This window comes from Spirochaetales bacterium (assembly GCA_016930085.1).
Classification (GTDB): Bacteria; Spirochaetota; Spirochaetia; order SZUA-6; family JAFGRV01; genus JAFGHO01.
On the sequence record JAFGHO010000100.1, the window covers coordinates 38374 to 62102 of the forward strand.

Below are 23729 nucleotides of genomic sequence, written 5' to 3' on the forward strand. Positions count from 1 at the left end.
ACCGATGTAACAACAATACAATTATTTGGCCACAATAGGCAAGGGGAAAAGGAACGCGGGGGAAAGGAAAACGCCATACCCCGTGTTATGAATTGTATATTACCGCTTGATGTATGCATATCGGGTTCGCCTGGATAATTAATACCCTGCGCACAAAGTCCGGGCTAGTTGACAAAAAATCCCGAATAATTTACTCTTTCTCCATTGAGCCCGGGTGGTGAAATTGGTAGACACGCCAGGTTCAGGGTCTGGTGGCTTCACGGCTGTGCTGGTTCAAATCCAGTCCCGGGCAATTATTTTTCTTATCTATTCCAGATGTATCTCCTTCCACCACAACTCTCTTCCCTTCCTTGCCCCAAACGAAACCTTTTTCCCGTCGGGACTGAGGTGGAGATACGGTGTGCCGGAGTATTCGATTCCGAGAGTGAAGGTGCTGGCGCCAAAGAATTTTTCAGCGACCGTCAGATTCCCTTCCGCCGCCTGGATCGGCAGGGCCATCCCGAGTCCGTTACTCACGACCGCACCTCCGATAAAATCGAATTTCTCACCGATGTTGCCGTTTACCGCAACATAATATCCTTTATCTTTCAGGCAGATATACGCTGTCTTTCCCAGACCCGTACTGAAAACGATAACATTTTCTCTGGTAACGTAAAAACCCGGTTGGCCGTATCTTGTCTGAAATTGATATATCGGAATCTTTTCAGGAATAATACCGTTAAGGGCGTCGTATTTTTTTTCATCGATAACCATAAACCATTTATCGCCTTCCTTTACGCCGTAAGCGGCCATCGTACCGTCGGGACTGAAGTAGGGAATACTGACGTCATCATATTTTTCACTTTTTACATTATCGATGACCGTAAACATTTTATCGCCTTCCTTTGCCCAATACCCGAACCGTTTCCCGTCGTGACTGAAGCGGGGCTCACCGACTTCGTCATATGTTTCACTTTTTTTACCGTCGACAACCATAAACCATGTATCGCCTTCCTTTACTGCGTGAGCGATTCTTTTACCGTCGGGACTGAAGGAAGGATCCCTCAACCCTTCATATTCTTCACCTTTTTCACCGTCGACCACGATAAACGACGCATCGCCTTTTCTCGCGCCGTAAGCGAACCGTTTGCCGTCCGGACTGAAAACCGGTACCCCGATCGCGATATATCCTTCACTCTTTTTACCGTCGACAACCATAAACCATGTATCGCCTTCCTTCGCGGAATAAGCGACGCTTTCACTGTCGGGACTGAAAATCGGATCGGTGACCCAGTCGAATTTTCCATCTTTTTTGTCGTCGACAACGACGAGTGATTTTTTTTCCGCCTCGAGATTACCGCGATACGCGACCCTTTTACCGTCGGGACTGAAGCAAAGTGCCTCGACTTTGTCGTATCGATCGCCCTTTTTTCCGTCGACGACAACCAGCCATTTATCTTCTTCCTTTGCCCCATAAGCGAGCCTTTGACCGTCGGGGCTCAGAAGAGGGTACCCTATTTCATCGAACTTCTCCATTTTTTTGTTTCCCGTAACGATAAACCATTTGTCACCTTCTTTGGCTTTGTATGCCAGGATCTTACCGTCGGAGCTGAAGTGGGGAGCGCCGACGTCATCATACTCCGGACCCGCCGAATGGTTTACGACTATTGCCGCTTTTTCGCCTTTTTTGAGAATATATGCGACACTTCTCCCGTCGGGACTGAAGACATGATCGTTGATATCTTCTTCTCTAACCTCCGGGGGTAACGTGGCAAGAAGGTTGTCCTTGTCACTCACTATGCGGCCCTTTCCCATTTGTTGAACAATGATATAGATACCGATACCTGCGAGTATAAACACCAGCAATCCGACAATATATTTTATTTTGCCTTTCATGGTTTCCGCTCCTTTTTTGGTTTTAATGATGAAAAGATAACCAAAGTTGGAGTTTGACGCAAGGTTTTTCAGGAAAAAATTGCTTGATTGACCCGAAGAGACACTGATAATATATACAGACGCGCCGGGATACTGAAATTGGCAACTATAATGGAGAATAGTTCATATTAATACCTGTTGATATCCCTTAATACGTATGTCCTATACCAAAATAAGGCAAGTAAATTATTACATTTTTTGCCGTATGATTGTAATATCCAAAGAGAGGAAAAGAAAGGCTAAAGAAGAAAAAGGGAGATGCTCCGGGTATTGGCAAAAGAAAGCGATACGTAACAATTTCTTTTTGAAATCCCGGAAACCTTTCCGGAGCTGTTGTTAATGGTTGGGAAGGTTTTGCGATATCATTTTATTTAATAGAAAAAAGGAGGTGAAAAAACATACAGCTAATTATTAAAAGATCAGTAAAATTGGGAAATTAAAGAAAAACCGAAAGGAGTACAAAATGAAATTAAATAGGATCTTGGTTTTAGTAATTGTCTTGTGTCTTACCGTGTTTACAGCAACCGCACAGACGATTACCTCGAATTCGACCGGTAGCCAGGGTGGTTACTGGTACACCTTCTGGACCGACGGCGGAGGCTCGGTATCAATGACGTTGGGGTCCGGAGGCCAATTCAGCGTTCAGTGGAGCAACTGCGGCAATTTTGTCTGCGGAAAAGGCTGGAGCACCGGTTCCGAAAGCAGAACGATATCCTGGTCGGGCAACGCCGGCAACTCTCAATATATGGGCCTCTATGGGTGGATGCAGAATCCCCTCGTCGAATATTACATCCCGAGAAGCGGAGGTTCCAGAGTAGGGACCTATCAGGCTGACGGACGCACATGGACCCTGAATACGGCGCAGCGCGTCAACCAGCCTTCCATTGAAGGAACCAAAACATTTACCCAGTACTTTTGCTCAGGCGGCGGAAGCCCAATAAACTTCGGCCAGCATTGTTCCGGATGGAGAAGCCTGGGACAGGGCGTCGGAAGCCAGAACTACCAGGTAGTGGCGATAGAAGGATGGGGCGGAAGCAGCGGAAGCGCAAGCTGCACGGTCGGCAGCAGCAGCGGCGGCGGCTCATCGACGACAACGTCGACCAGTTCTTCGACTCCGGCACCGGGCTCGACGACGACATCGACATCCTCTTCAAGCGGCGGCGGAAATATCAACTACAGATTACGGGCCCGCAGTACGGACGGCCAGGGAAGGGTCAACCTGAGAATCGGCAACAACACCATTGCCACATTCACGTTAGGTACCAGTATGGGTGATTATACGGCATCGAGCTACAATACGGGCGGCATCAATGTCGAATTCTTTAATGACGCGGACAACAGAGACGTCCAGATCGATTATCTCTCCGTTAATGGCGATTACCGCCAGGCGGAAAACCAGAGCTACAACACGGCGGTCTACCAGAACGGCAGCTGCGGCGGTTCCAACAGCGAATGGATGCATTGTAACGGCGTCATCGGCTTCGGCGACACTCCCGGCGGCGGCGGTTCATCCAACACAACCACGAGTAACTATAACAGCACCACCACAAGCAACTGGAGCTGGGGCGGCTGGGGCGGATGGTCGTGGTGGTAAACACCATGAACCGTTTTCACTATAAACCTTAGATAGTGACGACAGGTTTCCAGTAACGAAAAAAAGCCGTCCGGAGGACATCCGGGCGGCTTTTTTTGTATATCCATACGGAAACATATAAAAGTGACGGCCGTCATTTTCCCTTAAGATAAATGGCTTATCATAAATGTAAGAAAAATGAGCGAATGTATAATATTTGACCGGCTTTCTCATGCGTAATGACGGGCACGGGATGCTTGCATAAAGAAAACGGTTTTCACTTGTTCCGGAATTATAATTTTTTATGCTCAATTTTGCAAGTAATACATATTATGATTGTTTTACTATGTATTTATAGGAACAGGAAGTAGATGATGGTAATATATACCGTATAAAATACATACCGCCGTATTCGGAGAACGGCTTTTACCGGTTGTTTTTATTGCTTTTTGTCTCGGGCGGGAATGGAAATATATAAAAAATATAATCTAAGGAGAAAGGATGCAATTATGGAAAAAAGTTTATTGGTTTTGATGGTGATCCTCGCACCGTGCGCGGTGTTCGGCCAGTCTTATTCGCTGGGCGACACGAACCATAGCGGCGGTATCGACATTGTCGACGCCCTCCTCGTCGCTCAGGCGTATGTTGGATTGAACCCTTCGAATTATTACGCGGGTGAGGCGGACGTGAACTGTACCGATGGCGTAAATGTCGTGGACGCGCTCTTAATCGCGCAGTATTATGTGGGCCTTATATCGAGCTTTCCGTGCTCGAGTACGCCGGTCCCGGGAACAACGACAACGACAAGCGTCACAGGAGGCACTATCACGGTCCGGGCGCGAGGGACGATGGGCGGTGAAAACCTTGAAATCCTGGTAAACGGAACGACCGTCGCCTCATACACCATGTCGACGAGTTACGCTGACTACAGCGCAAATGGCACGGGAACGGTCAGGGTCGCGTTTACGAATGACGATCAGCTTGAAAACGGGATGGATATTCAGGTCGACTATGTCGTTATCAATGGGACGACATATCAGGCTGAAGACCAGGCGACCAATACCGCCGTTTATGTGGATGGCGCCTGCGGCGGATCATACAGCGAATGGCTTCACTGTGACGGATATATCGAATTCAATACCAGCGGAGGGACGCCGGTTCCGACGAATCCGCCGGGAAGCACGACGACGACCTCCTCGAGCGGCGGCGGGAATTCCCATGCATTCCTCCTGCTCGGTCAATCCAATATGGCGGGATATCCAACGGCTCAGGCGTCGGATAAACAGCAGAATTCACGTATTCTTGTGCTTGGATACGACAGCTGCTCGGCGACCGGCAGCCAGGAAGGCGTCTGGCGGGTAGCCGTTCCGCCCCTCCACGAGTGCTATCAGGGAGCGATAGGCCCTGGTGACTGGTTCTCGAAGACCATTATAAGCAGGTATCCGTCGAACGATACCATCAGACTCGTCCCGTGCGCCATCAGCGGAGAGAAGATCGAGACCTTTATGAAGAACGGCGGCTCCAAATACAGCTGGATCATCAATCGCGCGAAGGCGGCACAGCAGGCGGGAGCGACCATCGACGGTATCCTCTTCCACCAGGGCGAGTCGAATAACGGCCAGAGTGATTGGCCAAACAAGGTGAAACAACTCGTTGATGACCTCAAAGCGGACCTGGGGTTGGGAAATATTCCGTTCCTGGCGGGCGAGCTTCTCTACAGCGGAAGCTGTTCCGGGCATAATACCCTCATCAATCAGCTTCCCAACATTATTACGAACTGCAAGGTGATTTCGGCGAGCGGTCTCGTCGTGGACCCCTCGGATACGCAGTGGCAGCTCCACTTCGGACATGATTCGCAGGTCGAATTCGGTAAACGCTACGCACAGGCGATGATCCAGGCGCTCGGCCTGTAATACGGCAATGGGCCGGCCGTCCCGCGGAGTAATCCGCTGCATCACGGTTGACGAATTGACACCGAACAAAATGCGCCGCCGCGTTCTGCGGCGGCGTTTATTTGACAAAAGGCATAAATTTATGAAAAAATTTATACCATTTTTAATCATGAGCTAGTATCTTATATATAGAAACACGCCATAAAGTAATAAATAAAGTAAAAATTTAATTGCGACGGGTAATGGTGAACGAAGGTGGGTGAAAACGATTTCTTTGAGAAATCTAAGGAACCTTTCCGGAGCCGTTGTCAATGGCAGGGAAAGGCCATAGAGTGTCTTTTTATTTTTGAGAAAAAAGGAGGTGGCGGACGAATTAATCATTATTATAAAAAGCCAGTTAAACCAATAAAGTAAAAGATAAACCAAATGAAGGAGAATAATATGATTAATTTATTTTCAAAGAAATTAAATACGATGTTGGTTTTGGGAATGATTTTGTGTTTCACCGGAGTGTTTACGGCAACGGCCCAAACGACGATTACCTCTAATTCAACCGGCACCGACGGAATGTGGTATACATTCTGGACCGATGGCGGCGGGTCGGTATCCATGCAGTTACTCGGCGGAGGCCATTTCAAGGTGAACTGGAGCAATTGTGGAAATTTCGTCGTCGGTAAAGGCTGGAGTACCGGCTCGGAAAGCAGAACGATCACCTGGTCGGGCAGCGCAAGCGGCGCCCAGTATTTTGGCGTCTACGGCTGGATGCAGAACCCACTCGTTGAATATTATATCCCGAGAAGCGGCGGCACCAACAGGGGCACATATTCCGCTGACGGGACCACATACACCTTGTATACCAATACGCGTACAAACTGTCCTTCAATTGAAGGTGACAGAACCTTTGAACAGTACTTTTGCTCAGGCGGCGGCGGACGAAGCGTCAATTTCGGCCAGCACTGTGCCGGATGGAGAAGCCTCGGAATGGGAGTCGGCAGCCAAAACTACCAGGTAGTGGCGGTCGAAGGATGGGGCGGCAGCAGCGGTAGCGCCGATGTTACGGTCGGAAGCGGGAGCTCTTCCACCACCACGACGTCGACCTCTACAACTCCGGCCCCGAACACGACGACATCAACCGCCAGCGGGAACATCATCGTTCGCGCCAGGGGTGTGGTCGGATCCGAGAGAATGGAAATCAGGGTGAACGGCAGCACTGTCGCCACGTATACCGTCTCAACGAGTTACCAGAATTACGGTGCGAACGGCACGGGAACGGTACAGGTCGCTTTTACCAATGACAGCGGCGATCTCGATATCCAGGTCGACTATATCACGGTTAACGGCACGACGTATCAGGCGGAAAATCAGAGCACCAATACCGGTGTTTACCAGAACGGTTCATGCGGCGGTTCGAACAGCGAGTGGCTCCACTGTAACGGGTATATCGAATTCAACAACAATAGTTCAACAACTCCCGACCCGACAAATCCCCCGACAGTGACGAATCCTCCGACGGTAACGAACCCCCCGAATACGACAACGACGACCTCGACTTCTTCGAGCAGCGGCAGCTCATGCAGTCCGGCTACTTCGAAATCGGTTCCTTTTACTCAGGACGGCGCGGGTAATTTCTGCTTCTCGACGTCATCGAACATCAACTACATCAGTTCATGGAACATGACCACGCTTACGGTCAACGGTGTTGATTTCAAGAACAAATGGGCCAGCGGTTCCAGTTTGCCGGCAAAGATTGATGGTAATTACTACATTGTCTACAAGGGTGATTATTCCTGGAGCCATTTTGAGGCAAAGTAACAGCACGTATCTTTGTGAAGTCATTGATGGCTGTCCGGATCGATTCCGGGCAGCCTTTTTGTTTTAGCTTAAAAAAAACATCACCGGACCGGCCGCCGTTATACATTAAACAGCCGTACATTTCATTCCATATAGAAACTCATCTCTTTTTCAGACAGGTTTTCCACGGTATCGTATGCTGGTGTTAATGGCATATTTGGGGGACGGTCCATAGTGCGGAATTAAAATAACCTAGGACATATGGCCTATATCAGATTAAGGAGATATAATTATTTTATTCTTTTCCGTTAGCAATTATGATTGGGATACATAAAAAGACGAGTAAATAGAAAAAGTGATAGGATTGTTGCCCGGGATACCGGCAATAGAAGGTACTTCGAAACAATGTTATAAGATATCGCGAACCTTTTTTTGAGTTGTTGTTAACGGCAGAGAAAGGTTTTACTCAATTTTAGTCAATATCAAGAAAGAGGAGGTGAATAAAAAAAAAGCATTATTACAAAAAGTATTTTAACATTTTTAAGGTAAAAAAAAAACTGAAAGGAGTATTATATGAAACTAAATACGTTTTTTGTTATGGTAACGTTGCTGTGCTTGACCGTATTTACGGCGACCGCCCAGACGACGATTACCTCGAATCAAACCGGCACCGACGGTATGTGGTATACCTTCTGGACCGATGGCGGCGGGTCGGTATCCATGCAATTGCTGGGAGGAGGCCATTTCAAGGTAACCTGGAGTAATTGCGGGAATTTCGTCGTCGGTAAAGGCTGGAGTACCGGATCCACGAGAACGATAACGTGGTCGGGCAGCGCAAGCGGTTCACAGTATTTCGGCGTCTACGGGTGGATGCAGAACCCGCTCGTCGAATATTACATCCCCAGAAGCGGGGGTTCCAGAGTCGGCACATATTCGGCGGACGGAACCACATACACCCTGAATACGGCACAACGGGTAAACCAGCCTTCAATCGAGGGTACCGCGACCTTTACACAGTACTTTTGCTCGGGCGGCGGCGGAAACAGCGTCAATTTCGGCCAGCATCTTGAAGGCTGGAGAAGTCTGGGTCAGACGATCGGCAGCCAGAACTACCAGGTGGTAGCGGTCGAAGGGTGGGGCGGCAGCAGCGGAAGCGCCGATGTCACCGTCGGCAGCGGCGGCGGCAGCAGCTCGAGTACGACCTCAACGGCAGCGACGAACCCGCCGGCACAGACGAATCCTCCGGCCCAGACGAATCCGCCTTCATCCGGCGGAAGCGGAGGCGCACTCGGCTGCGGTACCTGTATCTGGTACGGCACCGAATATCCGCTTTGCTGCAATACATCGAGCGGCTGGGGCTGGGAAAGCAATATGAGTTGTATTTCCAGAGCCGCGTGTGAAGGAGCGGGACAGACGGTATCCGGCGGCGGCGGCACGACATCTTCCGTCGCGACGGCGGCACCGACCCCGAATCCGACATCGCCTCCGGCCCAGACGAATCCGCCTTCATCCGGCGGAAGCGGCGGTGCGCTCGGCTGCGGAACCTGTAACTGGTACGGCAGGGAATACCCGATCTGCTGTAATACGTCGAGCGGCTGGGGCTGGGAAAGCAATATGAGCTGTATCGCGGAAAGCACATGCCGGAGCGCAGGACAGACGGTATCCGGCGGCGGTGGCGGAAGTTCGACATCGACCACCTCAACCGGCGGCAGTACGGCAACGAATCCTCCGAGCAGCGGCGGCGGAAGCGGCGCAACATGCAGCAATGGAACGACTATATCGGTTCCTTTTACTCAAAACGGGGCAGGCGAATTCTGCTGGATAACGAGTTCAGTCGGCAATTACATCAACTCATGGAACCTCGATCTTCTTGAAGTCAATGGTGTCGCGTTCACCAATAAATATGCCGGTGCTTCCAATCTTCCTGCAAAAATAAACGGCAATTACTATATCTATTACAGAGCAAGTTACAGCTGGGCTCACTTTGAAGTACGCTAAGGCATGAATGCCTTACGTTTATAACGAGTATGATTGGCCGCCCGGATTTTTCGGGCGGCTTTTTTTTGAGTACTTCCGGGTACACCATCCGGGAGTGAACGTTGCCTCCTTCCGATTCACTCCATTGGCGATGTACGACAATTGTATTTATTTATAACACCCGAGGTTGATTAAAGTGATTGTCTGTGGGAAGACCGCACGGAGGGGAAAACCGTCTTTTTATTTTATAATGACGGGAAAATACGTTTCACGGCAACCGTGTTTCTTTTGTTATTGAAGACGATACCGCCGTTCCAGTATTCAATGGCGGACAACAGGGAAACGCCTTTATCGCCGATCGTGCTTTTATCGGTTTTAAACGAGAGGTATTTCTTTAATTTGGAAAAATCCTTGTTTTTTATACACGACATCCTTTGCCGGTAATATTCATTCCATTCTTCGAGTTTTTTAAACCCTTTTCCTTCATCCTGAACGATCAGATGGGCGTACACCGGAGAAATATAATGCCAGACCTTTATTGATTTCCACATTTTCCCTTTATTTCCATGTTTATATGCGTTATAAAGAATCTGGTATATCTGGTATTCCAGCATATTTATTTCAGGTATCTCTCCACGCGCTTCAAGAACGATGGTCGCACTCGCTTTTCGTATTTTTTCCAGGTTGAGAAGCTGGATGAACATGTATTTGAGTCCTTCCTTATTGAAGAGGCTGTGGTGTTCATTGATAATAAGCTGATCTTTTCTTTTTATTTCTTTTGTCCGGCCATCTTCCTTTTTTGTGTCACTTTTCCTCTCTTCATCCTTTATTTGTTCTTTTTCTTTTTCACTCGGCACTATCTTTATATCGCCGACCTCTTCGACATCACTGACTTTGCCGGCTGGCGTCTGGGCGCCTGAATGCGGCGGCATGAGATGTTTACCGGGCTGTAATTTATGAATTTCCTTGACGGCGGTTTCCACATCGGATGAAATGTGAAACATGCCTTCAAGCCGTGTCAGTTTGATAACTTTGTAGATTGATTCTGAAATATTCGTAAACTGAATGACGAATTTATTGTCGTTTTTCGTACTCGTATACATATGGATCAGGGCGCCGAGACCGCTCGAATCGACATATTTTGTATTTGAAAGATCGATGATAAACCTTGACCATCCGGAAGAACATAAATTAGTGAAGTATTCTTTCAATTTTACGGCAGAATAGAGATCAAGATCTTCGACAGTCTCTATAATGGTAATTGACGGATCTTTTTCACATATTTTCATCACCGGTTGACTTGGCGTTTTCATTTTTAATTCCCTTGTATTACGTTTCTTCTGTTTCCCTTGATGAATCCATTATATCATAGTCATCAAGAAAATCCAAGTAAATTATTAATAACAAAACCGATGTCATATCTCCCTCTCCTCGTTGAGCACGATTTTTCGCTGTTTTTTTATCATCCCTCTCTTCTTTTTACCGTACAGCCTTTTTTTTCTCGATTCCGCGGTCGGCTGTGTGGCAATCCTGTTTCTTTTCTTTTTCAATGCATTCGTAATAAGGACGATCATCCTTTGTATTGCCCGTTCCCTGTTCTGCGCCTGACTTCTCTGCTCCTGCACATGAATGACGAGGCAATCGTCCCGTGTGATACGGTTTTTCAGACGGCGGCGGATTCGTTCCTTTTCGGTTTCCGATAGTATCGAAAGTTCTCCTATTTTAAGACGGGAGGTTACCCGGGTATTCAGTTTATTGACATTCTGTCCACCAGGGCCGCCCGAACGGGAAAACGTGAAGGTTATTGTTTCCGTCACACAATCTTCCAGGGCTTTTTGTTCCAATTTCTTCTCCTATAACAAGTAGTGACGGCCGCATCGGTAAAAGATGTTATCCTCTTTCCGTTCCACTTACTTCTCCGATAACCGCCGGCTTCCTGTTATTTCGGCAGGCCCGGATTCCGGTCTCCATGCATTGATACAATATACACCATAGCGGTCTCTTTGAAAAGCAATCCGGGAAACGTGGCGGCCGCCGGTATTCCCGATCTCGCTGTTATGGATGCCGGGCCTTCCCGGTGGTTCCGGGCGATCGACAAGACGGATGCCGGACAGGCATGGAGACGGCAGGTTGTCCAGTTTTACTTCCTTTATTATATTAGTTATAGAGAGCATTGCCGAAAACACTTGATTTCCGGTGAAGTGAACATTTCGGCTGCATTCATCGTCAATGATGAGGAAGGAGTAAACAGATATGAAAAAAACGATACTTCTTCTTTCCCTTATGATAGTCGTTGCCCCGTTGTGGGGGCAAAGCGATGCATCCTACCGTGTGGACGGATGGAAGGGCAGCGCCGCGTTCAAGCAACAGAGAAATTATCAGGATTTTTTAAAGAGGGTACACTCGATCAAGGGCAGCAGTATCTCGAAGGAACAGATAGGGAGTGTTACCTATGACGGCGTCGAGTATCGGGTAATGGCACTCATCCATACGCCAGAAAGAACACCTGAAAAATACGTACTTTTTATCAGCGGGGCCCATGGAAACGAAACGGCCGGCCCGGAGGCGATCATTTCATTTTTTGGCTATATTGGAACTCATCCCGAACTCTTTGAGGATATCGCCATATATGCCATTCCCATGGTCAACCCCTGGGGCTGGGTGCATAATATCCGTCAGAACGCCAACGGATATGATATCAACAGAGATTTTGTCAATTTTCTCACCAAAGAGGCGCGTATTGTGAGTGAATTCGGCGCACGGCACGAATATGAACTTGTTATCGATCACCATGAAGCGCATGCAGGCGGGGCATTTATCTACGCCTACGGATATGAGGATTCGGAGACATCACGGGAACTGATGAGGTACCTGAAAGAAGACGGTTATGCGGTCGCTGAACAAATAAGAAGCGGTACGCGGTACATACCCGGCGGCGTGGTCAGTATTCCATCCGGATTCACGAGTATGACGCCCACGAGATGGAGAAACCGCTCGACGATCGCCCGTTATTTCAACATGAACGGAACGGCACACAGTTTTACGATGGAGACATCGTTATACAAGCAGTTCAGGCACAGGATCGCGGTTCATGTCGAAGTGATGAAGTTTTTTATCGATCGATACCGGTAATAATACGGCCGCTTCGATACGGCATAGACATACTTTTCTATCTTTCCGGATAAGCCGGATATCGGGGCGTGTAACAATTTGTTTTCCTCGAACACTCGGCATTCGAAACCCGCCTGTCGTAAAAAAAATAATGAAAAAAATGGATTAATAAGTCGGTGTGGGATATATAATACAACAAGCATGGCAGTTCGATATATATCGGGTATGATGGTATAATAAAAAAGAATATCGTGATGTATTAAAAATCAAATGTAATATTATCCGTTTCTCGGCGCATCGAGAACGCCTTTCACCTCACGAAACCCGTACCGGCGGGAAGGGGGCGAATGGTGTGTCCGGCGATAAACGGCAATGTGACAATACCTGCTGTCGTGACATTCATTGTAACAAGATGAAAATAATTAATCCGTGCGTATTAATTATCATTATTTAACGTAAAGAGGAGGTAACCATGAAACGCAGACCATTTAAAAACGGAATATTGTTCCCGGGAATCATTCTGCTTTTCATACTCGGCATGACGGCGGCCTTCGGCCAATCCGTACCGAACGTGAAACCGGACGTTATCGATATCGGACAATCCGATGTCGGTGTCCGCTGTTTTACGGAGGATATTCTCGTCGAATTGACCCACGATGATGATGTGGATGTTAAAAACGGTGAAGATCTGGCAGAGCTTTCCGGGGCTTTGAGAACATTTTTTCTCGCCTATGATTACAGGACATTATACCGCTACCTTGACAGGATAATTCGAAAAGACGACAACCCGGGACTCGGAAATGATATAGCAAAATCGATCGAATTGCTCGATCGATACAGGAAAGAATTATTCTGCCGGTTGACCGTCACCGCCGAGCAGTTTTATACAATCGGAAACGGGGACGGCTATACATCATTCGCCGCCATCTCTGTCGATTCATCACAGACCGATATCGGCGGTGTTTTACTCGATACGGGTTTGATGGTCTTGGCCGCGGGGATGACATGCGGCGGTCCGTATGAAGTGGTGACGGAATCCCGTCGTGTGTATAAACTCGATGCGTTGTCGGTCAACTGGATAATGGTGACTCAGAACATGATGGGCATGATCACCGGCGGACCGGGAGGGCTTCCCGTCGAGCCCGGCACGTCAGTGGAGGAACATGATTATTCGATGTATTCGTCATACGGTAAAGAAACGTATTATCAGCGGGAAGCCTTTCCGGGTGTCGTTACGGAACGTATCGCGGTGGAAAAACCGGAGATCGGGCAATCTGTCGATGTCTATATCCTCGACACTGTTCCCTCCTCACGTCAACTCAACAAGGCGTACGGACGGTACGAATCAACGAATCCCGTTTTCACGAATATGATGGATGCGATGGGAACAAAGCACTCGATCCGGTACTACAATAACGGTGATCCGGATTTTGGTTCCTACCGGAATGAGAAGTACGGAAACAAAAACCTCTCGGATCATGGCATTTTTATCGCGGGTCTCGTCGGCCTTCTTTCTTCCGGGGCAAACCTCCACATCATTGAGGTCATGAACGGGTATGGAACAGGAACCCTCGATTCCCTTATCTGGGGCCTTTCGGAAGTCGCCGGAAACAGGAAAGGGGACAAACCCTTTATCGTCAATACGAGTCTGACGACAAAGGTGCGGTTTCCCGGTGGAAAGAGTGAGAAGTATGAACCTGGTGACGACAGGGTCGTGGATATGATCCGTGCGTGTCCCGATCCGGAGTTGTATCTCGTTCTGCTTTCCCGCTTTGTCGCGTTGATCGGACGCGTAAACGGAGTCATTATATCGGCCGCAGGAAACGACAGTGAGGGATGGTGTCATTATGAGGCCGGATATCCGGCAAGGTTTCCCGGCGTCATGAGTGTCGGTTCCGCGACCGGAAGCGGCATTATTTCCGATTTCTCGAACGATCCCGGTCCGGACGGCTTCCTGGCGTTTGGCGGTGAAGTCGACGTTTCAACGGGAAAAACAAAAGACGGCCCCCTCGGCATCTATATAACTAATCCGTATACCGGGTCTTCCGTTTCAAATGATTCCGGATGGGCGCTGTGGGCGGGAAGTTCGTTTGCCACCGGTATTGTTTCCGGGGTAATGGCATCGCTACTCTCCGGCGGTATGACGATATCGGACGCCAGGAATACGGTCAGGATTTCCTGCGACACATCGACAGGATATTATGTCGTTCCGGTAAAGCAGGGAATATAAACCGGTGAGGCGGATACACCGCCGTTATTCACGGCGGTGTATCCGATGATTTTGAAAATGTATCACAATTATTTGCGATCAAGACAGATGAAACAGGTGAATGCCTGCTTGACAAAACCATGAAAGTGTGGTGTTCGTATAATCAAGAATAAATTTCCGGTAGATTGACAACACATGAATCTTCAAAATGAAATAAGCATTACAGAACTAAAGAAAAAATGTGGGGAACAGACGCGAAAATTCCACAAGGGAGAGGAACATACGACCCGTTTTTGTTTTGAATTATTCCGCCGTTTTTTTGAGGAAAATTGTGATGAAGCGATTGCGGCCGTCTACGCGATTTACAGACCCCTGATAAGTCATTGGGTAAAGAAACACAAGTATTTCGATGAGAATTTCATGGATAAGGATGAAGTTGTTTTTGACAGTATGAGTAATTTCATTTTCTCGCTGCGCCGGTATCCCTTTACCAATTTTACGTCAATCGGCGCGCTTCTCTCATACTGGCGCAAGTGTATCCACACGGTCATTATGTCGTATTGGAGGAAAAACAAACGTTCGGCGATGAACATCGAGGATGTGTCCTCGTTGAGTGGGGAAACCGATTATGAACGGCAGGTCATCGCAAAGGATATCTGGGCGCGGGTAAGGACGGTTTTATGCAATCCGGACGATATACTCCTTTCCCGGCTTATTTTCGTCTATAATATGAAACCGCGACACATCGCCAGGGAGTATCCCGAAAAATGGAAAGTCCCCGACGATGTGCGGGTGAATCAACAGCGAATAAAGCGGCAACTACAAAAAGATGAACAACTCCTGCAGTTGCTTGAAGCGATTAACAATTGAGGAGGAGGGTGTGACAAACAGTATGATGGTATCATTTATTATTAATGGAAAAGCAAAGGGAAACGTATAATGGCAGATTCGGACGGTATTAATGACGTTCAAAAGAAATTGACTGCGAGTCTTTACCGTTTTGATTGTCCCGGTTCGTTTGAGCTCGGCGATTACCGGCTGGGGTTTGTATCGGATGAACGAAAAAAAGAGATTGATGCCCACCTGCGTTCGTGCCCCCATTGCCGTGAAGAGCTTCAATATCTGGAAGAGTTTTGTGAAATTGATTTTCAGCTGGATTTTCAGAAAGAAAAGGGAAATATACAAAAACACGGAGAAGCGGGCAACATTATTCCGTTTGAAAGGAACGCGGTAACGTATATGGATGAAGACGGGGTCTCGGCTGTACGGGGAACTACGGAATACCCTTCCCGGTATAGAAAGGTTTCTATTGCCTGTACCGATACCGTCAAAGTGGAACTCTTGTACCGGATCCGAAAAGAAAATTCCTTTTATATAATCAACGGACAATTTATCGTACCCGAATCCTTGATGCCGGTCGTCGCGGATGGTTTGATCGAGGTATGGCAAAACAAGAAAATAAAGACGGTCGTCCGGATAGACAATCTCTGTGCATTCAGATGCGTTCTCAGGGAGTTGGCGCCCGGTCTGATCCGTGTTTCTCATCAGGGGGGGACGCTTTTATCGTTTAAGCTTGATTTCAATCGATAGACCGCTTTCCGAACGCCTTTCTTTTTACCGGGTAAGGGGGCCGGTATGACCGATGAGGTGGAATGCGCCCCAGAATGCGGGATGAAGGCCGGGCCGGGATGCAATCAACTCCCGCTGGGCGCGGCTTAATGCCGAAGTCTTGGAATGGCCGTCCGCAAGCGAACGGTAAAATGACCTCATCAGCGGAATCGTCATCTCATCGCTAATGCGCCACATGCTTACCACAATCGATTGGGCGCCCGCAAACAATACACCCCGTATCAGGCCGATCATTTCTTCGCTTTTTTTTACTACCGCTTTCCCTGTCTCACAGGCGCTGAGTGTCACAAGTTCATAATCCAGATCTTTCTGGAGCATATCTTCCGTATAGAGATGCCCGTCTTCCAGCCGTATATATGAAAGTCCGGGTTCATCGATGCGATGACGACCGTGTGCCGCTATGTGCAGGATTTGTACCGATGCAGATTCGAGGCGGTCTTTCGTTGCATCTTTTTCGGAATACACCTTCCCGGGGATTATCTTCGTAATTTCTTCGGCTTCGATAAGCGTGCCGGGGAGGGTTCCGGCATCCGTGTGCGCCAGTATGACGGCGCCCGGTTTTTTGGAGAAAACGGGCCGTGTGAGCATTCCCGCGGAAGGGAGAAGCGATATTTCATGTGTTTCGATCAGGAAACGTTCGCCGTCATGCAGGGTATTATAAGGAACATAATGAAGCAATCCGAATGGAACGATCAGGAGCCGGCTGCCGGTTTCACCTGAACCGACAATGGGTGCGATCAGTGCTTCAAAAAGCTCTTTCCCGAGTTTAACGGCCGGATGAGTGAGTCCGGGTATCGAGGGTGAGCGGGGACCTTCCTGAAGGGCAAAATTGATATTGTCATAATAGCTTTCGAGTAATGCGGCAACCCCGGAGAGTGATCGGTCCAGACGATGTACCCGGCGGGCGCGGCGCCGAATCGTAAACGCCCACAGGGTCTCCCCGTCGGTGTAATATTCGATCAGTGTGGCGTTATCGGGCAGGGCGTTTCCGATGATTTCCGGATCCGGCCGGGAACCGGGGATATACCTGTTTTTTCCCGCGTTAAGGAGGTAAAGCTTTTCTATGATCGAATGCATGTCCCGTTCACATGAGCGTATTCTCGTTTCAAGAAGCCCGATATCCGGTGACGGATCGTCTTTTTCAGAAAAGGGACGCTCGTGATAAAGCCGGTAAAGACAGAGGTAATCATGTCGAAGTGAGGTGAGTCCGGCGACAAGTTCCCTGGATTGCCGGTCCGAATCGGACCAGTACAACCGTTCCCGGTTCGAAAGGTACCCCAGAATTGTCATTGTTTTTAGCCGTTCGACCGTTTCAAAAGCCTTTTTTATATCGTTTTTTTGGAGAAGCAGCCGCAGCAGGGCGTGGATGCCTTCGCATTTGTCTTCAAGAAACTCGGGCCGTATCGTTATTGTCAGGTGCTGTTGAAGGTTCTCGATTGTTTCTATCGCGTTTTCGTAATAACGTTCGCTTTTGGCGATATGACCGAGTCCCTCTTCCGCGCGGGCCATGAGAAGATTGGTATTATAATAGATACTGAAGATATCGGAAGGATGGAGCGATTCGAGAAGTTCTTTCCCCACAGAAAGGCTTTCCCCGTAACGCTTCATCCCCAGAAGGCTTTCCGCTTCAAGGAGTAGGGACCTGGCAAGGTTGATCCGTTGCGAGTGCTTCCTGAAAAAGGAAGACGATTCTTTTGCGATGCCGTGGGCACCGCGGTAATCTCCCTGCATGATCATTACCTTGCCCCTGAGCAGATCGGTGTACAATGCCCATGTCTCGCTCTGCAGCCCCAGAAAGCAATCCTTTGCCTCGGTGAAGCTTGTCATTGCTTCATTGAGTAATCCTATCTTCGTTTCAGCCGTTCCCCTGGTGAGAAGCGCGTGTGCCAGATCGATATTGTTCCGTTTTCCGGGATCTTCGAGATCGTTAATAATCTCTTTCGCCAGCCGGGCGGCTTCCTTGTCCCTGTTGAGGTTCACATAACATTCGGCCATTATTCGTTTCGTCCTCAAACCGTAAAGCGTGTTTTTATTGTCCATACCGGAAAGACATTCGCCGGCAAGCCGCAACGCCTCCTTGTAATTACCGCGAAAGTTTTCCAGATAGGCGATATTGCCGAGGATGATGTTGACGCTTTCCTTTTTCCCAAGTTCCTCGGCCACCGCTTTCGCCTTGAAGAGGTTTTCCAGGGTGAGGTGAAACTCACCCCGCTGCCAGTGGGTAATACCGATATTGTTGTGGAGAAGCAGGATATGCTGCTTCCCTTTTTCCCCAAGCTTTTTTGCGGCTGGAAGGGCTTGTTGAAAAAGGGTTATGACTCTGTCGAATTTACCGATTTCATTCAACAGCCGCATCATATTAATCGAAAGACGGACGTAAAAATCCGTTTGATCGTAGCGCTTGAAGATGTCGAGGGCGGTTTCGGCTTCGTCGAGGGTTTCATCCACGCAATGCCGTTCGATGCATATTCCCGTCCTGCCGATTGTGGTACGGGCCCAGCCCAGGACATTGCCGTTTTTGAGAAAAAGCCGCGCGCTCCGTGTCTGAAGGTCCCAGGCTTCTTCAAGCCGGTCTCCGCTTATCGCGATCGAATCGCCCATTGCCATGAGACCGAGCGCTTCCTGGTCCTTGTCATGCCGTTTTTCACCGATCCTGATGATCGCCTTTGCGTAGTCGATCGACGCAGCGATGTCCTTCCATCTGAATGAATCGACGCGTTCCTTAAGGTAAGCGACAATACCGGCGGCCGTATCGGCGTCCTCGATTTCTTTTGAAAAAAAACCGGGTTCATTCACGATTTTTTCCGCCAGGTTGACAACATGATCGTTATCGACGCTGTCGTTACGTTCAATGATATGATCAGCCGGATACATCCGTAAAAGCTCCTCATAATATCCGAGTGCACGGTCTTTGTCCGTCTCCCAGCACCGGAAGATCGTTTCTTTCAGGCGTACCGCCGCCTCCTCAACCGGTTCTCCGCCGTGAGGCGGCCGGGGATCGGAATTATTTCTGTTCCTGTTATCCGATATCATGGTGCAGTCCTTTTTCCGGCATTTGTTGCGCCTGCCTGGTACATCGATATATGCAGCGTCATACGGTAAGAATATACGGTACAGACCCGTCTATGTTCTCCACATGCGCCTGTATTGTCCGCTGTCATGAAGAGTACAGGTAATTACATTACCTGTCCGTCATCTTACGGTACCGATTCAAAATCGTCAAGGCAGTGTTTCGCCCGTAAGATGAGAAAAGCGACGGGATACGGGATTTTTTTTAAAAGCTTTGTGATAAAACGGTGCCGGCCGTTCTTTATTCTTTATGATTGTTACAAGGAACTTGTCCATGACAGGGAACTTGTTATCGAATCACTGTGGTATACCGCATGAATTTAATTCAAGAAAGGAATAATGTATGGTAAAAAAACTATGTCAGTTTACATTGACGGCGGTTTTCGTCATCATGACGGTCCTTACGATGTCTGCCCAGGAGAAACTCGATACGATCAAGGACAGTATCGTTATCAATCCGGAGGTAGTCAGGGAAGTAAGGCTCGAAAAAGAGCGGACGGAGTTCGTTCAATTGATCGATGAAAATCCTAATTATTTCGGGACCATAGAAAAATCGAAGTTTTTTCCCGTGGTTTATATGAAGTACAATACCAAGTATGAACAATTGGCGACATTCGGTCTTTACCCGGAACAGGATATGCTTGAAGCTTTTATCGATGTGAAGCTTCCCTATGGATATATGGGCGACCTTTGCAGTCCTGGATCCTACGAGTATGTGAGGTTTTTTGTCGACTGGAACGCGGACGGTGATTACAATGATGCGGATGAGGATGTGGGATTTTCGCAGGTGAATGTCCATGATATCCCCAATACACAGACACTCTGTCTTTCAGTGACGAAACCGCTTACCTATTCGGCGTACCTCACAATCGATCCGAATAAATGGTATTGCGAAACGCCGCGGCTTGTCAGGGTAAAAGCCGTGCTTTCATGGCAGGATATCCCGACACCCGGAAATCCGGATTATATTCCGGTATGGGGAAATGCGCTTGAAAAATGGGTACAGATCGCACCAAAACCTCTCCTTGTCGCCAAAGAAGAAATCTTTATGGCCGACGAAATCGTGAAAAACCCGTATATACTGCAATACGAATCTTCCGATTTACTTGAAAAAATCGCGCTCGATCCACAGGAACTAAAACTCATTTACCGGAACAAGGACGTTTCGGAACTACGGTTCGGATTCAGCGAGATCAGTCAGAAGATCAAAGGCACCTCTGAAGACCTCAAGGAATTGAGCATTACCTATGATAATTACATTATCGACAGTTCGAATACGCGGTATGAACAACTCAACAGCGTCGGGCTGAATTACGATCTGGATGAACTTGCGGCACAGGTAACGGTAAAGCTTCCTTACGGTTATAGCGGGGACCTTTGCAGTAAAGGCAGTATGGAATATGTGGCGTTCTGGATATATATCCGGGATCAGATAGAGGGAATGTGCAGGTGGTACTATGTCGGGACTGCCGCGGTAAATGTCCATGATATCGGTTCCATACCGGCGGACGGACTTTATTATGCCTTACGCATGCCGGCAAACCTCAACGATCTGAAGGATACCTGTTCGAATCCCGTCGTCCTGAAGGTACGGGGAATTTTGTCATGGGGAACCCCGCCTTCACCGACCAATCCCGACTATACGCCGGTGTGGGGAAATCGTGTGGAGCGGAATATCCAACTCAAACCCGGAACATACAGCGGGGGCGACCGTGTGCCGTTTATCAGTGTCGTCGGTGGAATGGCTGTCGAAAGCATTTCCGGTAATCTCCATTCCGTTATCCCCTCGACAATCGGTTCGGGGTATGCCAACGGGCCGAGCGTTTACGGCGGCTACAATGCGAAGGAAAGTCCGTTCGGCGGAACGATAGCGATCTGCGGACATATTTCCAATCCGCCGAACAATCCTACGGAAGCGAAAAAGCTGAAGTACAAGGTACAGTACTGCAAGGAGGGCCTCGGAACCTGGCGGACCCTTGAAAATAAATTCAGGATATGGATCAGCGAGTGGAACGGCGTTTTATGGACCATGTACCATAAAGACCAGGTAGCGGCGAGCGGCTGGTACACCTATGAAGAAGATATCTATATGCCGACACAGAAGTTCGTCGAAGGTAATGTCCTGGGACAGTGGATATCGGCAACTGCAATCGACGGCGAAGGTCTCTATCGAATCAAAATCGTCGTATACGACCCGTCGGACGGAACGTATACCGAAAGCAATATCGTCAAGGTGATGATCGACAATACAAGGCCGACGGCCGATGTGACCCTGAACGCCGGGGCATGCAGCCAGTTTTTTGCAGGGAACCCGATAGACGGGACCTTTACCGCTTGGGATAAACACTTCTGGCGTTATACGCTCGCGATCACGCCCTACAGTAATCCGCCCGTGATATCGCCGGCCTCCGGCACCTATCCGGTACTGGCTGCGCCGGGCGTCATCAATCAATCATATTCCATTAATACGAACGCGACGCCGTCATGCGGATATGTCGTTACTATCCATGTATGGGACAGAACGATCAGAAACAATCATATGTACGGCAATTACAGCAATGCACATGTGGGATTCTGTCTGCTCGAATGACACGGCGAATATGAGTCCGCCGATTACGCCGCCCCTGACGGGGCGGCTTTATTTTACCTTCTTTGAGAATGCTGCCTCATCCGGAGAACGTCCATTGCGGGCGGCTATTCTTCGAGAATCGTATAACTGAACAGTGTTTCCGCCATTCTGCCTTTTTTTTGTTTCACGGTCAGACCGCGGCTTACGATATTCGATGACCCCAATCCCAATGACCTGAAGGATTCCTCTATGTCCCCGAACTGTTCCGTCGATGCGACTACCTTGATAAACTCGGTGCCGATGGGCTGCGTGAGCTCAAAAGAAAATCCATACGAATCGTCCGGGATAGAATAAACGGTATCCTTACTGATCCGGTTGTCGGAATGAAACTCATTGGGGAAAATAAGTTTGACATCACCTTCGACATTGATATGATAGATTTTAATATAACAGTCGGCATTGGCATAAAAATGGACGATCAGGTCTTCGCCGACGGAGAAGGTTCCCCCGTCTCCCCGCCTGGACCAGGCCTTAACGCGCAGCTTGTTGTCTCCGCTTTCGCCGATGTTGTCGAGTTGTTCGATCATATCGATCGCCAGATCGTAATTATCGGGAAGCAGAGAGACGCTTTTGGGGATTTCTTTTTTCTCCAGATGACACGATGTGTTGCCGAAATAGGTCCCGGTTTCGATATCCACAAGATCGAGAAACAGTTCAACATGTTCCCCGGCATCATAGAATCGGCCGGAAAGAAGGCCCCGGACGTTTTCGAGGGCGCCGATTTTCGGCATATTCTTTTCGTCCGTCAGGTCGGAAAGATTCAATTCCTGTGTTTCGAGAATTTTTTCGATATCGTTTCTTGCGAAAAGCGTCAATTGAGAGGTTTTTTGAATGGCGGAAGCGAGCCGGTTTTCCAGGTATCGTGAAAAATCACTCCCGATTTTTTTATCGCCATAGGTGAACGTATCGAAGCAGATGACCAGCCGCTCCTTCCCCGGGGCATACAATGTGTCGAGTGTCTCGATGAGGGTGACCTCGACATCAATGCCGTAAACGGAGGAAACGAGGGACATGAAAAAAAACATCATGAAACAGCATATTCTTTTCATACTGTCAATTATATAATAATTGGGGCCGTCCCGCAACCTCGACGTCTATGAATATAAATCGGTATCGGTTTATGGCAATTGTCTGTCGTCCCATAAATACCGTCAGCGTCGTTACCGGCGCCCTCTCTCCGCGCTGAAACTGCGGGATCTGCCGTCACAACCGCCAATCGGCATAAACGGGACTCAGGAAACGGCTTCCCTGACTTTTTCCACCAACATCGGTTCTGGTGCCGCGCCTTCCTGAAAGAACCGCTCGTTTATCACGGTCTTCGGAACCCCCTGCACCTGGTATTTCTGTGCGAGATGCGGAAACTCCGTTATCTCGATCATATCGGCTTTAACCTTATCCGAATAATACGCCATCTGATGTGCCTTCACGACGGCTGCCGGGCAATACGGGCATGTCGGGGTAACGAATACCTGGAAATGCACTTCCTTTTCGAGTGAATCGAGAAAATCTTTTGTCGCCGGAGATATTTTCGGATTTCCCGTAGAGACGAGTTTGATTGCTTCAATGAGACTCGTGAACTCGTATCCCGCAGGTATTCCGTAAAACCGGATTCCGAAATCCTTTTCACCGGTGAGGGTGAAAGCCGGAATTTTATCGATACCGTATTCATCCGCCTTGTTTTTATCCTTGCTGAAATCGTATATATTCAGGGTGAGTTTGTCCGACAGGGAACTCACTTCCTCGAGTAGTTCATGGGCTTCTTTACAGAAATGGCACTCGATCTCCTGAGTAAACAAGGAGATAGTAACCTGCCCGGTAAGCCCTGAAAAAAGATCCGTTACCTGTTTTTTTATATCATCGCTCAACATCATAATGGTTCCTCCATATTTGTACGTGAATACTGTCATGGTAGCGGCCGGAAAGCGATTGGTCAAG

The 23729-nt window shown here is 48.5% G+C and carries 17 protein-coding genes and 1 tRNA gene; 11 read left to right on the forward strand and 7 right to left on the reverse strand.

Annotated elements, in window-relative coordinates:
• Positions 1–208 precede the first annotated feature (208 nt).
• Positions 209–292: transfer RNA gene (locus tag JW881_17140), tRNA-Leu, on the forward strand.
• A gap of 14 nt (positions 293–306) precedes the next feature.
• Here the strand turns inward: JW881_17140 and JW881_17145 are convergent.
• The gene (locus tag JW881_17145; protein ID MBN1699249.1) at positions 307–1875 is read right to left on the reverse strand and encodes a PD40 domain-containing protein; all 1569 of its coding nucleotides are present in this window, start codon (positions 1873–1875) and stop codon (positions 307–309) included.
• A gap of 502 nt (positions 1876–2377) precedes the next feature.
• Between JW881_17145 and JW881_17150 the strand changes: the two genes are divergently transcribed.
• The 4 genes from JW881_17150 to JW881_17165 all read left to right on the forward strand — a co-directional run bounded on the left by JW881_17150 (position 2378) and on the right by JW881_17165 (position 9168).
• Entirely contained in the window at positions 2378–3508 is a 1131-nt protein-coding gene (locus tag JW881_17150) for a glycoside hydrolase family 11 protein (GenBank protein MBN1699250.1), read from the forward strand.
• Between the two features lie 488 nt (positions 3509–3996).
• Positions 3997–5400, forward strand: a complete 1404-nt coding sequence (locus JW881_17155; GenBank protein ID MBN1699251.1) for a hypothetical protein — start codon at positions 3997–3999, stop codon at positions 5398–5400.
• 420 nt (positions 5401–5820) lie between these two features.
• Complete coding sequence (locus JW881_17160; protein ID MBN1699252.1) at positions 5821–7191, forward strand: glycoside hydrolase family 11 protein; 1371 nt, start codon at positions 5821–5823, stop codon at positions 7189–7191.
• A gap of 552 nt (positions 7192–7743) precedes the next feature.
• Complete coding sequence (locus JW881_17165; GenBank protein ID MBN1699253.1) at positions 7744–9168, forward strand: glycoside hydrolase family 11 protein; 1425 nt, start codon at positions 7744–7746, stop codon at positions 9166–9168.
• Positions 9169–9392: 224 nt separating this feature from the next.
• Here JW881_17165 and JW881_17170 read toward each other — a convergent pair whose 3' ends face one another.
• The 3 genes from JW881_17170 to JW881_17180 all read right to left on the reverse strand — a co-directional run bounded on the left by JW881_17170 (position 9393) and on the right by JW881_17180 (position 11321).
• Positions 9393–10460 (reverse strand): STAS domain-containing protein, encoded by a 1068-nt coding sequence (locus JW881_17170; protein ID MBN1699254.1) that lies wholly within the window; start codon positions 10458–10460, stop codon positions 9393–9395.
• A 102-nt stretch (positions 10461–10562) separates the two neighbouring features.
• Positions 10563–10991 carry an aminoacyl-tRNA hydrolase gene (gene arfB / locus JW881_17175; protein MBN1699255.1) on the reverse strand — a complete coding sequence of 143 codons (429 nt, stop codon included), beginning with the start codon at positions 10989–10991 and terminating at the stop codon, positions 10563–10565.
• Positions 10992–11057: 66 nt separating this feature from the next.
• Positions 11058–11321 carry a hypothetical protein gene (locus JW881_17180; GenBank protein MBN1699256.1) on the reverse strand — a complete coding sequence of 88 codons (264 nt, stop codon included), beginning with the start codon at positions 11319–11321 and terminating at the stop codon, positions 11058–11060.
• A 79-nt stretch (positions 11322–11400) separates the two neighbouring features.
• Here JW881_17180 and JW881_17185 point away from each other — a divergent pair, with 79 nt between their 5' ends.
• From JW881_17185 to JW881_17200, 4 genes are all read left to right on the forward strand, one after another.
• A complete protein-coding gene (locus JW881_17185) occupies positions 11401–12279 on the forward strand; it encodes a DUF2817 domain-containing protein (protein MBN1699257.1) in 879 nt (292 codons plus the stop codon).
• Between the two features lie 451 nt (positions 12280–12730).
• Positions 12731–14488 (forward strand): S8/S53 family peptidase, encoded by a 1758-nt coding sequence (locus JW881_17190; protein ID MBN1699258.1) that lies wholly within the window; start codon positions 12731–12733, stop codon positions 14486–14488.
• A 174-nt stretch (positions 14489–14662) separates the two neighbouring features.
• A complete protein-coding gene (locus tag JW881_17195; protein ID MBN1699259.1) occupies positions 14663–15337 on the forward strand; it encodes a hypothetical protein in 675 nt (224 codons plus the stop codon).
• A gap of 69 nt (positions 15338–15406) precedes the next feature.
• Positions 15407–16057 (forward strand): zf-HC2 domain-containing protein, encoded by a 651-nt coding sequence (locus tag JW881_17200; protein MBN1699260.1) that lies wholly within the window; start codon positions 15407–15409, stop codon positions 16055–16057.
• Between the two features lie 24 nt (positions 16058–16081).
• On the opposite strand, the gene JW881_17205 is transcribed toward JW881_17200, so the two are convergent.
• Complete coding sequence (locus JW881_17205; protein MBN1699261.1) at positions 16082–19129, reverse strand: CHAT domain-containing protein; 3048 nt, start codon at positions 19127–19129, stop codon at positions 16082–16084.
• A gap of 210 nt (positions 19130–19339) precedes the next feature.
• Between JW881_17205 and JW881_17210 the strand changes: the two genes are divergently transcribed.
• Both JW881_17210 and JW881_17215 read left to right on the forward strand, forming a co-directional pair.
• Positions 19340–19483: a hypothetical protein gene (locus JW881_17210; protein ID MBN1699262.1), complete on the forward strand. Its 144-nt coding sequence runs from the start codon at positions 19340–19342 to the stop codon at positions 19481–19483.
• A 25-nt stretch (positions 19484–19508) separates the two neighbouring features.
• A complete protein-coding gene (locus JW881_17215) occupies positions 19509–21755 on the forward strand; it encodes a hypothetical protein (protein MBN1699263.1) in 2247 nt (748 codons plus the stop codon).
• A gap of 104 nt (positions 21756–21859) precedes the next feature.
• Here the strand turns inward: JW881_17215 and JW881_17220 are convergent, their stop codons facing one another.
• The gene (locus JW881_17220; protein ID MBN1699264.1) at positions 21860–22822 is read right to left on the reverse strand and encodes a DUF4384 domain-containing protein; all 963 of its coding nucleotides are present in this window, start codon (positions 22820–22822) and stop codon (positions 21860–21862) included.
• A gap of 204 nt (positions 22823–23026) precedes the next feature.
• The gene (locus JW881_17225; GenBank protein ID MBN1699265.1) at positions 23027–23665 is read right to left on the reverse strand and encodes a thioredoxin family protein; all 639 of its coding nucleotides are present in this window, start codon (positions 23663–23665) and stop codon (positions 23027–23029) included.
• Between the last annotated feature and the right edge of the window lie 64 nt (positions 23666–23729).

Coding starts and splice junctions, on each gene's coding strand:
- JW881_17215 (MBN1699263.1), top strand. CDS start 19,509: ATGGTAAAAAAACTATGTCAGTTTACATTGACGGCGGTTTTCGTCATC.
- JW881_17180 (MBN1699256.1), bottom strand. CDS start 11,321: ATGCTCTCTATAACTAATATAATAAAGGAAGTAAAACTGGACAACCTG.
- JW881_17145 (MBN1699249.1), bottom strand. CDS start 1,875: ATGAAAGGCAAAATAAAATATATTGTCGGATTGCTGGTGTTTATACTC.
- JW881_17205 (MBN1699261.1), bottom strand. CDS start 19,129: ATGATATCGGATAACAGGAACAGAAATAATTCCGATCCCCGGCCGCCT.
- JW881_17170 (MBN1699254.1), bottom strand. CDS start 10,460: ATGAAAACGCCAAGTCAACCGGTGATGAAAATATGTGAAAAAGATCCG.
- JW881_17150 (MBN1699250.1), top strand. CDS start 2,378: ATGAAATTAAATAGGATCTTGGTTTTAGTAATTGTCTTGTGTCTTACC.
- JW881_17210 (MBN1699262.1), top strand. CDS start 19,340: ATGAGAAAAGCGACGGGATACGGGATTTTTTTTAAAAGCTTTGTGATA.
- JW881_17200 (MBN1699260.1), top strand. CDS start 15,407: ATGGCAGATTCGGACGGTATTAATGACGTTCAAAAGAAATTGACTGCG.
- JW881_17190 (MBN1699258.1), top strand. CDS start 12,731: ATGAAACGCAGACCATTTAAAAACGGAATATTGTTCCCGGGAATCATT.
- JW881_17220 (MBN1699264.1), bottom strand. CDS start 22,822: ATGATGTTTTTTTTCATGTCCCTCGTTTCCTCCGTTTACGGCATTGAT.
- JW881_17185 (MBN1699257.1), top strand. CDS start 11,401: ATGAAAAAAACGATACTTCTTCTTTCCCTTATGATAGTCGTTGCCCCG.
- JW881_17160 (MBN1699252.1), top strand. CDS start 5,821: ATGATTAATTTATTTTCAAAGAAATTAAATACGATGTTGGTTTTGGGA.
- JW881_17195 (MBN1699259.1), top strand. CDS start 14,663: ATGAATCTTCAAAATGAAATAAGCATTACAGAACTAAAGAAAAAATGT.
- JW881_17165 (MBN1699253.1), top strand. CDS start 7,744: ATGAAACTAAATACGTTTTTTGTTATGGTAACGTTGCTGTGCTTGACC.
- JW881_17155 (MBN1699251.1), top strand. CDS start 3,997: ATGGAAAAAAGTTTATTGGTTTTGATGGTGATCCTCGCACCGTGCGCG.
- JW881_17225 (MBN1699265.1), bottom strand. CDS start 23,665: ATGATGTTGAGCGATGATATAAAAAAACAGGTAACGGATCTTTTTTCA.